The sequence below is a fragment of the Mycolicibacterium aromaticivorans JS19b1 = JCM 16368 genome (assembly GCF_000559085.1).
Lineage (GTDB): Bacteria > Actinomycetota > Actinomycetes > Mycobacteriales > Mycobacteriaceae > Mycobacterium > Mycobacterium aromaticivorans.
Genome location: NZ_JALN02000001.1, coordinates 2,321,295 through 2,334,973 on the forward strand (window position 1 = coordinate 2,321,295; position 13,679 = coordinate 2,334,973).

Consider the following 13,679-nt stretch of genomic DNA (forward strand, 5'->3'; position numbering starts at 1 on the left):
GAAGGCTACCGACCGTCGGTGACAGCCGCGGACCCCAGCAGGGACTCGGTGGCCGCCAGCAACGCGCAGGTAGCCAGGCCATCGATCGCGTCGGTCAGATCCGACACCGGTGGGAACGTCGGAGCGATCCGAATGTTCTTGTCGTCCGGATCTTTTCGATAGGGGAACGACGCACCCGCCTCGGTGACCGCAATGCCCGCGTCCTTGGCCAGCGCGACGGTCCGCTTGGCCGTCCCGGGCAGTACATCGAGGCTGATGAAATAGCCGCCCTTGGGCTCGGTCCAGGACGCGACCTTCGAGTCGGTGAGTCGCTTGTCCAGGATGTCCAGAGCGAGCGCGAACTTCGGCGCCAGCAGCTGCTGGTGGCGCTGCATGTGCAGTCGCACCCCGTCGGCATCTTTGAAGAACAACAGGTGCCGTAGGTGGTTGACCTTGTCGGGGCCGATCGACTTTTTGCCGGCGTACTGCAGATACCAGGCGATGTTGCCCAGCGAGCCGCCGAAGAAGCTCACGCCTGCCCCGGCGAAGGTGATCTTCGAGGTGGACGCGAACACGTAAGGCCGGTGCGGGTTGCCCGCTTTGTCGGCCAGGCCGAGGATGTCGACCTGCCGCGGGAAGTCCAGCGTCAGCGTGTGCACGGCGTAGGCGTTGTCCCAGAACAATCGGAAATCAGGTGCGGCGGTGCGCATTTGCACCAGCCTGCGGACCGCTTCCCAGGAATAGGTGGTGCCGGTCGGATTGGAGAACACCGGTACGCACCACATGCCCTTGATGGCCGGGTCGGCGGCGACGAGCTCCTCGATGAGGTCGACGTCGGGGCCGTCCTCGTTCATCGGGACGCTGATCATCTCGATGCCAAAGCTCTCGGTGATCGCGAAGTGCCGGTCGTATCCCGGAGCCGGGCATAGGAATTTGATCACCGGCTCGTGACTCCAGGGCCGCGGCGAGTCGACGCCGCCGTGCAGCAGCGAGAACACCACGATGTCGTGCATCAGCTCAAGACTGGCGTTGTTGCCGGCGATCAGATTCGGCACCGGGATGCCGAGAAGGTCGCTGAAGATCGAGCGCAGACCGGGCAGCCCATGCAGGCCGCCGTAATTGCGGGTGTCGGTGCCGTCCTCGTCACGGTACTGCTCACCGGGCAGGCCCAACAGCGCGTTGGACAGGTCAAGCTGCTCTGCCGACGGCTTGCCCCGGGTGAGGTCCAACGACAGCTTTTTTGCCTGCAGGTCGGCGTAGTTCTGCCGCTGCAATTTGTGCTGGGCTTGCAACTCATCGGCGCCCAGGGAGTGGAACGACACCATGCGCCTTTCACGAAGGGGACCCCGCGCACCCGCCAGAGCCCATTGACCCTTGCTGCCTTCCGGCCCTGGGGGAGTTCACAGGATAGACGCCGCGCGGGGTCCGTTGCGAGTGTAATACCCGCGGGGAGGTGCCCCGCCGCGGAGGCTGCAAGACAAGGTGAGCCAGGCAGCCGGGGCGACGCCCTTCCCGAGTCCGCTACCATTGCCGACGGAGGATTCGCCTAGTGGCCTATGGCGCTCGCCTGGAACGCGGGTTGGGTTAACAGCCCTCAGGGGTTCAAATCCCCTATCCTCCGCACCTGATCCGAGGTGCGACTGGGGGGTCACGGCGCCTGGTCGCACCTCGGATTTTACTTTGAGGAGGGGTATGGGGCGCGCGGCTGCAACTGCACTTCAGCTGGTGCTGTGGGTGCTGGCCGGAGCTCTGTACTTCTTGTTCGTGCTGCCCCGGTGGTGGGAGCTCATGGGCGACACCACCCACACGCTGGGCACTGTTGTGCGCATCGTCGCCGGTGTCCTGTTCGCATTGGCCGCGCTTCCGGTGTTGCTCACGTTGTTGCGCAGCCGCAAGCCCGAGGCCGGCACTCCCCAGTTGCCGCTGCGTTTGCGTCTGTGGTCGGTGATCCTGCACGTAATGGCGGGGGTGCTGATCGTCGGGACCGCGGTCGCCGAGATCTGGGTCAGCCTCGACAAGGGCGGCCCGTGGCTGTTCGGCGTCTACGGCGCGGCGGCCGCGATCGCGGTGCTCGCGCTGCTCGCCTTCCAGCTGGCCTATACCGCCGAGCTGCCGCCCAAGCCGGCGAAGCCGAAGAAAGAGAAGAAGGCCAAGAAGAAGCGCGGCAAGGCGGCCGACGACTCCGAAGAGACCGCCGCGATCGCCGAAGCTACCGAACCTGCCGACTCCGCGGAAGCCGACGAGACGGGCGAGCCGGCCGTCGCGGACGAGAAGCCCGCCGAGGTCTCGGCCGAGGCGCCGGCCGAACCCGAGGCTGAACCCGAACCCGAGGCTGAACCCGAACCCGAGGCTGAACCCGAACCCGAGGCTGAACCCGAACCCGAGGCTGAGGCACAACCCACCGACGACACCGCCGCCGAACCTGCTGGTGCGCTGCGGAACAAGCGCCCGACCGGCAAGACGAACCATCGCCTGCGCCGGCGCAACCGCGGCAACGTCGCGGTCGACGAGTAGACGACTGTCAAGTTCACCTAAACAACTGCCTGGACTGCGCAGCCGACCCTATGCTGAGCGAGTGCCCAACATCTCCCCCTATCGGGTCGTCCAGTGGACGACCGGCAATGTAGGAAAGAGCTCCGTCCAGGCGATCACCACCAACCCGACCCTCGAACTCGTCGGCTGTTACGCATGGTCTGCGGACAAGGCCGGTCGCGACGTCGGCGAGCTGGTCGGTATCGAACCGGTCGGAGTTGCCGCGACCAACGACGTCGACGCCCTGCTGGCGCTCAAGCCGGACTGCGTGGTCTACAACCCGATGTGGATCGACGTCGACGAGTTGGTGCGGATCCTGTCGGCAGGCGTCAACGTCGTCGCGTCGGCGTCGTTCATCACCGGCCAGAACCTGGGCGAGGGCCGCGCCCGCATCGAGGAGGCCTGCAAACGCGGCGGCTCGACGATGTTCGGCTCAGGGGTGAGCCCCGGCTTCGCCGAGCTTCTGGCGATCGTCGCCGCCACATCCTGCGATCGAGTCGACAAGATCACCATCGCCGAGTCCGCGGATACCACCCTCTACGACTCCCCCGAAACCGAGCGACCGGTCGGATTCGATATGCGCATCGACGATCCCGAGCTACAGCCGATGGCCGCCAAAGGCACCGCGGTGTTCGCCGAGGCCGTGCAGCTGGTCGCCGATTCCCTCGGCCTGGAGCTGGACGAGATCACCTGCGTGTCCGAATACGCCCAGACCACTGAGGACCTGCCGATGGCATCGTGGACCATCAAGGCAGGCCACGTCGCGGGGGTCTACGCCAGCTGGCAAGGCATCGTCAATGGCAAGACCGTCATCGACATCAACGTGCGGTGGAAGAAGGGCAACACGCTCGAGCCGGCCTGGCAGCTCGACGCCGACGGCTGGAAAATCACCATCGACGGACGTCCGACGGTGAACATGCAGGTCGGCTTTCTGCCGCCGATGGACATGATCGAGAACGCGACGTCACTCGAAGACTTTTTCGTTCTCGGCCACATCATGACGGCGATGCCGCCGATTCACGCGATCCCTGCCGTGGTCGCCGCGCCACCAGGCATTGCGACCTACAACGATCTGCCGTTGCCGAAGGCTCGCGGCGTTGTGCCGTCGATCTAGCAGCAGCTAGAGGCAGGCGCCGCCGCTCACCAGCCCGAACGGGCCGGTGGCCTGGACACAGGCTGCGGGCGGGCCGTAATACACGGGGCCGTAGTCCGGCCCGCGCCAGTCGCCACGGCCGCGGTCATGGTCGTCCCACTGCCAGCCATCGTGGCCGTGGCCATGGCCCGGGTCAGCAAAGGCGATACCGGCGCCCACGCCGAGGCCGGCCAAGCCGAGCCCCGCGGAAAGTGCTGCTGCTGCTGCGATCTTCGTCAGTGTCATCGTGTTGATCCCTTACGACCTCAGGCTCCCCGACCCGTCACACTTGTTTTGCAACAGAACACATTTTAGTCGAATTCCCCTAGCCGCCAACAACTTAGGGTGACCCACACCAGCGTCGGCTCCTGTGTATTTGCTCTTGAGTTCCCGTGGGGTACGGCGCGTCCGATTCTTGCGTGGTCAACCCGTGGCACCATCCGGCCGTGCACACGCATCGGGGCGCACCACTTTTTGCTGCGGGTGTGATGGCACTCGCAGCGCAGATGATGCTGCTCACTACATCGATCGCGCGGGCCGACGCCTGCCCCGACGTCCACGTCGTCTACGCCCGCGGAACCGATACCATTCCGCCGGTCGATACGGTCGGCCAAGCTCTGGTCAACGCGATGAGCGCACAGCTGCCCGGTAAAACGCTGTCGGTGTACGGCATCAACTACCCGGCGAATCTGGACCTGAGCGGAGGAACCACGACCGGTGCCACCGACGGCTGGGTTCACGTCGAGAATCTCGTCGCGGCCTGCCCGGCAACCCACGTGGTGCTGAGCGGTTACTCGCAGGGGGCCGATGTCATCGACCTGCTCACCGCCACTTCGGGCGCGGCCTTCGGCACCCCTACCCCCATGCCGGACGCCGTCGCCGGTCACGTCGCCGCGGTCGTGGTGTTCGGCAATCCCTCCCGCAAGATGGGTGGCGGACCGCTCCCCGGCAGGAGCCCCCTCTACGGCGGCAAGGCCCTCGACGTGTGCCTCACCGGTGACCCCATCTGCTCGAACGGCGCGGACCTGCTCGCGCACAGCAGATACGTCAGTTCCGGGGTGGTCAAACAAGCCGCGCAGTTCGCGGTCAGCCGGCTGACGTCAGCCGCCGGCTGACCGGGTCCTTAAGGTTCCGGGCTGAACTTGGTCGGGTCGGCGGTCGGCAGCGTCAGGTTGATATTGGAGATGTTGACGACGCCGAACGAGGTGAACCTCTCGTACGCGGTCGCCGAGCTGGTGATCTGCAGAGTCAGATTGTCGCTCGCGTCCGCAGCGGTGTAGACCATGTTCTCCATGTTGATGCTCGCGGTGTGGGTGCGCCCATCCAACGTCACCGCCACCGGCGTCACCAAGTTCCCAACGACCAGACCCGTCTTGTTGTCGACCAGCTGTGCGTAGACGAACCGGCTGTTACCCAGACCCTGATAGTCGAAGCTCACTGTGGGCGCGCCCAGGTATGTCGTACCGACCTGGGTCGGCACGGCCACGTTGATCGCGTTGCGCGCTTTGGACGCCAAGCCCAGCGAGTAGGGGATCGCCGCCTGCGGCGCGGGCCCGGAGCCACCGATGATCGGCACGATGCCCAGCGTGCCGCCGGACGCTCCGGTCACCGCTTGGTCCGGTGTGCCGAACAAGCCGCTGCCCGACGTGGGAAGAAGGTCGGACTTGTACCAATTCCCGTTCTGGTCGGTGAACTGGAAATTGGGGATGTTCGGTGTCCCGCTGGTGTTGCCGTCCTTCACGTAGTAGTCCAGCCAGGCGAACGTCGAGGCCAAGTTGGGGTTGACGTCGCCGTTGTTGGTCAGGCACACACCGTGGCCGCCACAGAACCAGATCATCTTCACCGGCGTGCCATAGGGGTTGGCGATGATGGTCTGCGCGTTGTCGATCGCCTGCTGCAGGGTGAACAAGACGTCGACTGTGCCCTGGATCAGCAGCGTCGGAGCCTTCAGCTGGTTGAGCAGAGAGGTGGGGCCACTGCTGGCCAACAAAGACTGTGCGGTGTTGGTCAGGACTCCGAACAAGTCGCCGGTGATGATGCCCTGATAGATCAGGTTGTTGATCCGGGCCTTCGACAGGACCAGCGAGAGCAGCAGCAGCGACGCGTACGCCGTCTTGAACGAGCCGCCGGGGTACAGCGAGTTGTTCAGTGAGTTCCACGAGATACCCGGGACGATCGCGTCGATCCGTGGGTCGGTGGCTGCGCTGGTGAGCTGGATACCGCCGCCGTAGGAGCCGCCGACCATCCCGACGCGAGGATCATTCGGACCGTCGAGAAGCGAGTTATTCAATCCGGCAACATAATTGAGGATCGACGATACGTCGCGCGCCTCGAAGAAGGGACTGTCGAGCTGCAGGATGCCGCCGGAGGCGAACTCGCCGCGAGGATCCCAGGTCACCACGTTGTAGTTGTCGCGCAGTAGCGAGACACCGGGTGTCAGTCCGCCGATGCCGTACTGCGTGTACGGGTCGGTCTGGCCGGCGGTGGCCAGACCGGGGCCGTCGAGAATCGTTGGCGCCGTGTCGGATCCGGTGAGGCCGAGCTTCGGGAACCAGTTGACACTGATCAGGGTGCCGTCAAAGGACGGCATCTTGTAGGTGTAGGCAACCGGGTCGGTGGCGGGCAGCACGGCCGTCGAGTTGAACGTGGCGACCTGCGAGTACCCGATGATCGGTGCCAGCAGGTCACCGAGGACCGGGGTCTGATGCAGGACCACGATGACCTGACCGGCTAAGCCGCCGAGAAGCGGGATGCCCTCCAGGATCTGGTCGAACTGGGTCTTCTGTGCCACCAGAATCTTGAACTGCTCGTTGACCGTTCCGCCGAGCACCGATTGGTCGGGCAGATAGCTGAAGTTGCCGAGCGTGTAGTTGGTGTCACCGGTCGCGGAGAATGTGATCTTCCCGCCCTTGTTGGGGCCACTGATCAGCGTGTAGGTGAGTCCGGACGCCCCAGTGGCGTTGGTGGTGCCGTCGATGATGCCGTTATTGATGACCAGTACCGGATTGATCGCGATCGGATTGCTCGCCAGCGCAGAGGCGGTGGTGCGGCGCTGCAGTGCCGCGAAGGTCAGCGCCAGTGGCGAGTCGACGGCAGGCGTGGGCAGGCCACCGGAGAACGGGTCGAGAACGTCGTGCAGAGCTGTGGTCACCACTCCGGAGATCGCACTTGGGGACGGCAGCACAGGCAGCTTGGGAGCCAGCGAGGCCGTCGGCGTGACTGCTGCGGCAGTCGAGTTCGCCGACGGTGCGACGACATCGGCGCTACCGCCGGACCCGGACTGCGATCCCGAGTTGTTTGCCTCTCCCGCTGTGGAACTCGTTGTCTGCGCGGATACCGCGGAGTCGGCGCGCACAGGAGCGGGGCCGGCCTTGGAATGCTTGGAGCTGGTCTTGGCCCCGCCGGTACTGACCACTTGACCTGACCCGACAGTGGTCGTCCGCTTGGATGCCCCGGTGGATGCCGACGCCCCCTTCGACCCGGTTCCGGACGTGTCCGCGGCGCCGCTCGCAGAGCTCGAATTCGAGCCTGCCCCCGACGATCCCGTCGACCCGTCCGCCCATGCGACGCCGTAACCCGTGGAGAAGACCGCGGCACCCACTCCGAGGGCCACCGCCAATCCGCCAACCCGACCGACAAACCTCGAAGCACCCATGACTCACTACCTCCCGACCGACGACGGCGACAGCGCCTCAGCGGAGGGTATGCCTGCAAACGGACGCGGGTTCACGAAACGACCAAACTGTCAGCAACTAATTTGCTACCGCGACAATACTGAGCGAGTCGCGTTGCGCGCCAAAGAATCAGGCGTAGTCGAAATACGTCGTACCCTGGCCGCCAGGCGTCGTGTAGTCGAGGTAGACCGGGCCATGCTGGTACGGGGCGTAGCCGGTGTTGACGAGCCCGCTCGTAATCACCGTCGGCCGATTCTGCGACGTGACGGTGTACGAGTACAGCAACACTCCATCGGGGGTGTAGACGGAGATCCGTGTCCCCACCGGAACGCTGCCGGCGCCGCCGATCATCGAGGACAGGATCGTCCCGTACACGCCGCCGGAGTCGATGATCGCCCCGACGTTCGTCGGCGAATTGTTGTTGATCTTTACGTTCAGGTAGGCATCGGGTGCACCGGATACCGAGGTCCTACTCGGGAGTGGGTTGGGTCCGAACACCATCACGCCGGCGATGCCGAGGAACAGGCTCTGGTAGAGGAACACGCCTTGGCTGAGGTCACCCGGCAGCGCGGTGGTGGGCAGGCCCTGGGGCCCGGGACCCGCCGCGTTGGCGCCGATTCCCAGTACGCCGGACGCGCCACCCAGCTGGTGGAAGAAAGCCAAAGCGGCTGCGGCGTCCTGAGAGTCGACGATGTTGACGTTCGTCGGCCCGGAGACGATGCCGTTTCCGAAGTTCACCGTCGTCGTGTAGGTGGTGGCCGTGTAGGTGAGGCCGCCGCTGTAGCCGCTCGTGACCGTGCCGGTCGGTGCGCCCAGCGGTGCCGCGTCGCCGACCGATGCCATGGTCACGACCAACCCCGACGAACCGGTGTCGACGAGCACAGGTGTGCTGGGTCCGCCGTTGATGGTGACGTAGACGATCGGCTCGGTGGTGGACCGCATGGTCACCGGAACCAGCGCATAGACGCGGCTGTTGAGCGCGGCCGTGCTGACCGCGTTCTGCACCGGTGTGATGCCGCCGGTTCCCTCGAAGGCGCCGACCAGCGGCAGGAACAGTCCCGCGCTGTTGAGTGCGGTGGTGGCCAGCGTCGGGAGCAACAAGGCCCCTATCAGTCCCACCCCGGCCAGCTCGTGCACGATCGGGACGCCCGAGGTCCTGGCGTACAGCGACTGGGCCGGAGTGATCGACGTGCCCCAGGTGTTCAATGCCAGTGCGGCCTGCGTCAGCAGTACCTGCGGGACGATCGACACCAGCCCCGCCGGGATGTTGCCGCTCCCCCACGTCTGTTGCTGCAGCTCCGACTGCGCCTGTGCGATCTGCTGCAGGGCCAGACTCACCGCGACGTTGGCGACGACCGGCGGCGTCGACGGCAGCCAGGAGTAGCTGCTGGGCGTCGCGTTGGCGGCGGCAGGCGTGGTCGTGTTGGTGACTGCGGCCACCGTGCGCACGCGAGCCGAATGAGCGGTCGACGTCGTCGGCGTGGGCGTGGCGATCGGTGTCGTGCTCGCCGTCTCGGTCGATCCGGTGTCCACGGCGGCCGCCGCGGCCGGCGCCTCACTCGCTGCGGCGGACGACGCCTTGCGCGAGCTGACGTTTGCGCCCGACGACGTCACAGCACTCTGGCGCGCCGAGTGCGCAGTGGACTTCTTGACCGCGGTCGAGTCGGTGGCGCTCGACGTCGTCGAGCTACTTTCGGAGCTGCTGGCCGAGGTCTTGCCCGCCCCCGAGGCGCCGGTGTCGGCATAGGCGACGGCGGATCCACCGGCGAGGGCGGCGCCCAGACCCAGGGTCACGGCGCCGGCACCCAGCCACGCATAAGGCTGACGACGAGGCCGCCGGGCGCGGTGCGCACCCTGTCCGCTGCCGCTGTGCCTCATGGTTCCCCCTGTACTCCAGCCACATCGCCTGGCTGAGAAATTCCTAAGCGAGTTTGCTGAGTGTCTATCACAACTTGCGGCGGCGGCAATAGGCAACCCGCCTGGCGATCACATGTGGATGTCGGCGCGCGCCGAGCGCAACCCTGGCGTCACGTTCGCGGCAGAAAGTTGGTCAGGCGGCAAACTGCAGAGTGATGACGGCGTCGCCGGCGATGACCTGGCCCGGTGCCGGCGTCTGCATGGCAATCTGATTGCGGGCATAGGGGGTGTTCGGCAGATTCGGACCTTTGTCCAGCACCCCGGTCCAGCCCAGTGTCCGGAGAGCCGAATCTGCGTAGGCCCAGTACATTCCCCGCAAGTCGGGCATGACCAGCGCTTCGCTTGAACGCGCCTGCGGGCTCTGTGTGATCGCCGAAGTAGCGGTGGGGCCGGCCGAATCAGGCGCGACGACGGGTTGGCCGGCCGACGAGCACGCTCCGATGAAGAACACAGTCGACGCTGTAATGATCAGTCCGCGTGGCACTTTCACCTCTTGCGGTTACCGTGTTCATCCCAGTGCGCGGCCACTTTCTTGCTCGGCTGCACGCGCGGCGGTTCGCCCGGCATCTTCGGATAGTTGGGCGGGTAGGGAAGGTCGCCTAGGCCGCGGTCCTCATCGGCGGCCGCCATCTCCAGCAGCGCATCGATCGAGTGCGCAACCTCGTCCAGGCCGGCCATCGGATCGCCTCGTTTGGCGATCAGCGACGGCACCGTGGCCATCGTGAAGTCGTCAGGATCGGCGTCGACCAGTTCGTCCCAGGTCAGCGGGGTCGAGACGGTGGCGATGGGCGTCGCACGCACCGAGTAGGCGCTGGCGAAGGTGCGATCGCGGGCGTTCTGGTTGTAGTCGATGAAGACCCGCTGGCCGCGTTCTTCTTTCCACCACGACGTGGTCACCATATCCGGTGCCCGGCGTTCGAGTTCGCGCGCCAACGCGATCCCGGCGCGACGCACCGCGGTGAAGTCCCAGTCCGGCCGAATGCGGACGAACACGTGCACGCCACGGCCGCCGGAGGTTTTCGGGTACCCCACCAGGCCCAGTTCGTCGAGCACCGGCTTGAGGATGTCGACGGCGATGGTGCGCGCCTCCGCGAAGCCGGTACCCGGTTGCGGGTCGAGGTCCACCCTCAGTTCGTCGGGGTGATCAGTGTCCGGACAGCGAACTTGCCACGGGTGCAACGTGATTGTGCCCATCTGAGCGGCCCACACGATCGCCGACGGATGGGTCACCTTCAGTGCGTCGGCGGTGCGCCCGGACGGAAAGGTCACCCGGCAGGTGTGCAGATAGGTGGGGCGCTTTTCGGGCACCCGCTTTTGGTAGATCTCCTCGCCGTCGATCCCGTCCGGGAAGCGCTGCAGGTGAGTCGGGCGGTCGCGCACTGCGGTCAGCAACTGTCCGCCCGTTGCCACTGTGCGGTAGTACTCGACGAGCTTGCCCTTGGTGCCATTCGACCCGAGTTTGGGGAAGTACACCTTGTCCGGGTTGGTGAGCCTGACGGCGACGCCGTCGACGTCGACCTCTTCGGCCTTGGTCCCCATCAGAACGACCGGTTGAATCGGGGTCTGCTCACGCTATTCAACCTACTCACGCGCGAAGCCCCCTCGCACGCGACGAGAATGAAACCATGCAGCTGCCCATCAATCCCCCGGTGTCACCGATGCTCGCCAAGCCGGTGCGCACCATCCCGCCCGACGCCTCCTATGAACCGAAGTGGGATGGGTTCCGCTCGATCTGCTTCCGGGACAGCCATGACGTGGTCCTGGGCAGCCGCAACGAGAAGCCGATGACGCGCTATTTTCCCGAGTTGGTCAGCGCCGCCCTCGCCGAGCTGCCTGAGCGGTGCGTAATCGACGGCGAGATCGTCATCGCCACCGACGGCGGGCTGGACTTCGAGGCGCTGCAACAGCGGATACACCCCGCGGACTCCCGCGTACGCATGCTCGCCGAGAAGACTCCGGCCGCGTTCATCGCGTTCGATCTACTCGCGCTCGGCGACGACGATTTCACCGGGCGCCCGTTCAGCGAGCGTCGCGCCGCACTGACAGCGGCGCTGGCCGAAGCCGGCGCGTCATTCCATGTCACGCCCGCGACCACCGATGCGGACACCGCGCAGCGATGGTTCTCGGAATTCGAAGGAGCCGGCCTCGACGGGGTGATCGCCAAACCGCTGACGATCACCTACCAGCCCGACAAGCGGGTTATGTTCAAGATCAAGCACGAGCGCACCGCGGACTGTGTTGTCGCCGGGTACCGCGTGCACAAGTCGAGCGACGACGCGATCGGTTCGCTGCTCCTCGGGCTCTACAAGGACGACGGGGCCTTGGCGTCGGTCGGAGTGATCGGGGCGTTCCCGATGGCCGAGCGGCGGCGGCTGTTCACCGAGTTACAGCCTCTGGTAACCGAATTCGACTCTCACCCGTGGAACTGGGCTGCGCTCGAGGCCGGCGAACGCACACCCCAGAAGAATGCCGGCTCTCGATGGAACGCCGGCAAGGACTTGTCGTTCGTGCCGCTACGGCCCGAACGGGTGGTGGAAGTGCGCTACGACCACATGGAAGGTGAGCGATTCCGGCACACCGCCCAGTTCAATCGTTGGCGTCCCGACCGCGATCCACGCTCCTGCACCTACGAGCAGCTGGAGCAGCCCGCGACCTTCAGCCTCGGCGAGATCGTGCCTGGTCTGGGCTAGGCATTCAGCGCGGCGATGGCGGCGCCGAGCTTATCGGCCACCTCCTGAGCGACGGGCTGAAGTTGGGGTTCTTCGGTCACGTCCACGAGCAGCTGCGGGTTCATCGCCTCGACAAGGGTTCGGTCCGGATCATCCGGGTCACTGCGAACGACGACGTTGCACGGCAGCAGTAGGCCTATCTGCCGGTCGACCCCGATCGCCCGGTGCGCCAGCGGTGGGTTGCAGGCGCCGAGAATCAGATAGTTCTCCATGTCTTCGTTGAGCTTGTTCTTCATCGTCGCCTTGACATCGATTTCGGTGAGCACACCAAAACCCTGATCTGCCAGCGCCTTACGCGTTCGCGCGACGGCGTCGCCGAAAGGCGTGTCGAGGCTGGCGGTCAACGCGATGCTCATGATGACTCCTTTGTCGTCGTCGTCGTCGCTATGCGAGTGCGAGGAACAGCTTCTCCAGCTCCGCCTCGGTCATGGGCTTGTCCGCCCCGGATGCCTCGCCGGTGACACAGTCCCTCAATCCGGTGGCGACGATCTTGAAGCCGGCACGGTCGAGGGCGCGTGAGACGGCCGCCAGTTGGGTGACCACGTCTTTGCAGTCGCGCCCCTGCTCGATCATCGAGATGACACCGCCCAGCTGACCCTGCGCCCGGCGCAGCCGGTTGAGCACTGCTTCGATCGCGTCCTGATCGCCGACCATGGTGAGTCCCTTCGTTCGCTACTTAGTGTCAGCTTACCCGTGGGGGTATTGAGCATTGGTAACAACGATCCACCCGGCGGGTCAATTCCCCGCGAGCGCTCCGCCAGTATACCCACCTGGGTATATCCCACGGGCGGGAATGCATACCCCCATGGGTATGTTCAGCAGACTGACGGACCGCCGCAAGCGGTGGCGCGTCGTGCACTGCGCGGGTGGCTGGCGTTGCAGTGTGGCCGCTTTGCTGTTGCACGCCAACGGCATTCAGCAGGTGTCCGACCTGCTTGGCGGATACAACGCATGGGTCGCTGCGCACGCGACCGAGTGACCGTAGATAAACGAAAGGAATCAGAACATGTGCTACGCAGTCAACTGCCCGGCCTGTGGCAAGACGACGTGGGATGGCTGCGGCCAACACGTCGAAGGTGTGATGCGGGCGATCCTGCCCGAACGGCGGTGCCAGTGCAACAACGGGCGCACAGAGCCGCGCCGCTGACGGTCTAGTCGAGCGAGCCCGGCGGGCGGGACACGCACTGCGCCGAGTAGAGCTCGACACCGAGCTTGTTCATCAGCTCGAGCTGCGTCTCGAGGTAGTCGATGTGGTGTTCCTCGTCGGCAACGATGTCCTCGAAGAGGTTGGCCGTGGTCGAGTCCTGCTTCTCACGGCACAGCACGATGGCCGGCTTCAACCGGTTGACCACTTCGTACTCCAGCGCCAGGTCGCTCTCGAACTGTTCGCGAATCGTCTGGCCGATGTTCAGTGTGCCGATGCGTTGGTAGTTGGGCAGCCCATCGAGGATCAGGATCCGGTCGGTGACGCGCTCGGCGTGGCGCATCTCGTCGAACGACTCGTCGCGGGTGTGCTTGGCCAGCTCGGTGAAGCCCCAGTTGTCCTGCATCTTGGAGTGCAGGAAGTATTGATTGATCGCGGTCAGTTCGCTTGTCAGCTGCTGATTCAGGAGTGTGAGAACCTCGCTGTCGCCTTGCATTAACTTTCTCCTGTCATCGCTGAAGCCACAATTAGCGGGCTGCCGAATTGGGCTGAATCCAACCAACACCTATGGG

The 13,679-nt window shown here is 65.3% G+C and carries 14 protein-coding genes, 1 tRNA gene, 1 other RNA gene and 1 pseudogene; 7 read left to right on the forward strand and 10 right to left on the reverse strand.

What is annotated here, in order from left to right; translation table 11 throughout:
* Window positions 1–5: 5 nt before the first annotated feature.
* A complete protein-coding gene (locus Y900_RS11310; protein WP_109751206.1) occupies window positions 6–1,301 on the reverse strand; it encodes an aspartate aminotransferase type Ic in 1,296 nt (431 codons plus the stop codon).
* Window positions 1,302–1,314: 13 nt separating this feature from the next.
* Window positions 1,315–1,409, reverse strand: an RNA gene (gene ffs, locus Y900_RS30880) — signal recognition particle sRNA small type.
* A gap of 105 nt (window positions 1,410–1,514) precedes the next feature.
* Here ffs and Y900_RS11315 point away from each other — a divergent pair.
* The 3 genes from Y900_RS11315 to Y900_RS11325 all read left to right on the forward strand — a co-directional run bounded on the left by Y900_RS11315 (window position 1,515) and on the right by Y900_RS11325 (window position 3,625).
* Window positions 1,515–1,600 (forward strand) — tRNA-Ser (locus tag Y900_RS11315).
* Between the two features lie 71 nt (window positions 1,601–1,671).
* A complete protein-coding gene (gene lucA / locus Y900_RS11320; protein ID WP_036341916.1) occupies window positions 1,672–2,493 on the forward strand; it encodes a lipid uptake coordinator LucA in 822 nt (273 codons plus the stop codon).
* 61 nt (window positions 2,494–2,554) lie between these two features.
* Window positions 2,555–3,625, forward strand: a complete 1,071-nt coding sequence (locus tag Y900_RS11325; protein WP_036341917.1) for an NAD(P)H-dependent amine dehydrogenase family protein — start codon at window positions 2,555–2,557, stop codon at window positions 3,623–3,625.
* A gap of 6 nt (window positions 3,626–3,631) precedes the next feature.
* Here the strand turns inward: Y900_RS11325 and Y900_RS11330 are convergent, their stop codons facing one another.
* The gene (locus Y900_RS11330; protein WP_036341918.1) at window positions 3,632–3,889 is read right to left on the reverse strand and encodes a hypothetical protein; all 258 of its coding nucleotides are present in this window, start codon (window positions 3,887–3,889) and stop codon (window positions 3,632–3,634) included.
* Window positions 3,890–4,089: 200 nt separating this feature from the next.
* On the opposite strand from Y900_RS11330, the gene Y900_RS11335 reads away from it, so the two are divergent.
* Window positions 4,090–4,758, forward strand: coding sequence for a cutinase family protein (locus Y900_RS11335; RefSeq protein ID WP_237752541.1), 669 nt, complete (start codon window positions 4,090–4,092; stop codon window positions 4,756–4,758).
* 8 nt (window positions 4,759–4,766) lie between these two features.
* Here Y900_RS11335 and Y900_RS11340 read toward each other — a convergent pair whose 3' ends face one another.
* Window positions 4,767–7,298, reverse strand: a complete 2,532-nt coding sequence (locus Y900_RS11340) for a CocE/NonD family hydrolase (protein ID WP_036341919.1) — start codon at window positions 7,296–7,298, stop codon at window positions 4,767–4,769.
* A 148-nt stretch (window positions 7,299–7,446) separates the two neighbouring features.
* Complete coding sequence (locus Y900_RS30230) at window positions 7,447–8,757, reverse strand: PecA family PE domain-processing aspartic protease (protein WP_131536149.1); 1,311 nt, start codon at window positions 8,755–8,757, stop codon at window positions 7,447–7,449.
* A gap of 40 nt (window positions 8,758–8,797) precedes the next feature.
* Between Y900_RS30230 and Y900_RS32370 the strand changes: the two genes are divergently transcribed.
* Entirely contained in the window at window positions 8,798–9,064 is a 267-nt protein-coding gene (locus Y900_RS32370; RefSeq protein WP_036341920.1) for a hypothetical protein, read from the forward strand.
* A 303-nt stretch (window positions 9,065–9,367) separates the two neighbouring features.
* On the opposite strand, the gene Y900_RS32130 is transcribed toward Y900_RS32370, so the two are convergent.
* Window positions 9,368–9,562, reverse strand: coding sequence for a PASTA domain-containing protein (locus Y900_RS32130; RefSeq protein ID WP_109751207.1), 195 nt, complete (start codon window positions 9,560–9,562; stop codon window positions 9,368–9,370).
* 158 nt (window positions 9,563–9,720) lie between these two features.
* The gene (gene ligD, locus Y900_RS11360; RefSeq protein ID WP_036341922.1) at window positions 9,721–10,773 is read right to left on the reverse strand and encodes a non-homologous end-joining DNA ligase; all 1,053 of its coding nucleotides are present in this window, start codon (window positions 10,771–10,773) and stop codon (window positions 9,721–9,723) included.
* An 86-nt stretch (window positions 10,774–10,859) separates the two neighbouring features.
* On the opposite strand from ligD, the gene Y900_RS11365 reads away from it, so the two are divergent.
* Window positions 10,860–11,924: an ATP-dependent DNA ligase gene (locus Y900_RS11365; RefSeq protein ID WP_036341923.1), complete on the forward strand. Its 1,065-nt coding sequence runs from the start codon at window positions 10,860–10,862 to the stop codon at window positions 11,922–11,924.
* Here Y900_RS11365 and Y900_RS11370 read toward each other — a convergent pair.
* Both Y900_RS11370 and Y900_RS11375 read right to left on the reverse strand, forming a co-directional pair.
* A complete protein-coding gene (locus tag Y900_RS11370; protein ID WP_036341924.1) occupies window positions 11,921–12,319 on the reverse strand; it encodes a DUF302 domain-containing protein in 399 nt (132 codons plus the stop codon). The genes Y900_RS11365 and Y900_RS11370 overlap by 4 nt on opposite strands.
* Window positions 12,320–12,347: 28 nt before the next feature.
* Window positions 12,348–12,617, reverse strand: coding sequence for a metal-sensitive transcriptional regulator (locus tag Y900_RS11375; protein WP_036341925.1), 270 nt, complete (start codon window positions 12,615–12,617; stop codon window positions 12,348–12,350).
* A 196-nt stretch (window positions 12,618–12,813) separates the two neighbouring features.
* On the opposite strand from Y900_RS11375, the pseudogene Y900_RS31685 reads away from it, so the two are divergent.
* Window positions 12,814–12,942: pseudogene (locus Y900_RS31685) on the forward strand (rhodanese-like domain-containing protein); the annotation flags it as partial.
* 172 nt (window positions 12,943–13,114) lie between these two features.
* Here the strand turns inward: Y900_RS31685 and bfr are convergent.
* On the reverse strand, window positions 13,115–13,603 hold the full coding sequence (gene bfr, locus Y900_RS11380; protein WP_036341926.1) for a bacterioferritin: 489 nt from the start codon (window positions 13,601–13,603) through the stop codon (window positions 13,115–13,117).
* Between the last annotated feature and the right edge of the window lie 76 nt (window positions 13,604–13,679).

Excerpts from the sequence above, each read along its gene's own strand:
- Y900_RS32130 (WP_109751207.1), bottom strand. The coding sequence starts at position 9,562 with ATGCCCGACTTGCGGGGAATGTACTGGGCCTACGCAGATTCGGCTCTC.
- ligD (WP_036341922.1), bottom strand. The coding sequence starts at position 10,773 with ATGGGGACCAAGGCCGAAGAGGTCGACGTCGACGGCGTCGCCGTCAGG.
- Y900_RS11340 (WP_036341919.1), bottom strand. The coding sequence starts at position 7,298 with ATGGGTGCTTCGAGGTTTGTCGGTCGGGTTGGCGGATTGGCGGTGGCC.
- lucA (WP_036341916.1), top strand. The coding sequence starts at position 1,672 with ATGGGGCGCGCGGCTGCAACTGCACTTCAGCTGGTGCTGTGGGTGCTG.
- Y900_RS11330 (WP_036341918.1), bottom strand. The coding sequence starts at position 3,889 with ATGACACTGACGAAGATCGCAGCAGCAGCAGCACTTTCCGCGGGGCTC.
- Y900_RS11370 (WP_036341924.1), bottom strand. The coding sequence starts at position 12,319 with ATGAGCATCGCGTTGACCGCCAGCCTCGACACGCCTTTCGGCGACGCC.
- Y900_RS11365 (WP_036341923.1), top strand. The coding sequence starts at position 10,860 with ATGCAGCTGCCCATCAATCCCCCGGTGTCACCGATGCTCGCCAAGCCG.
- Y900_RS11375 (WP_036341925.1), bottom strand. The coding sequence starts at position 12,617 with ATGGTCGGCGATCAGGACGCGATCGAAGCAGTGCTCAACCGGCTGCGC.
- bfr (WP_036341926.1), bottom strand. The coding sequence starts at position 13,603 with ATGCAAGGCGACAGCGAGGTTCTCACACTCCTGAATCAGCAGCTGACA.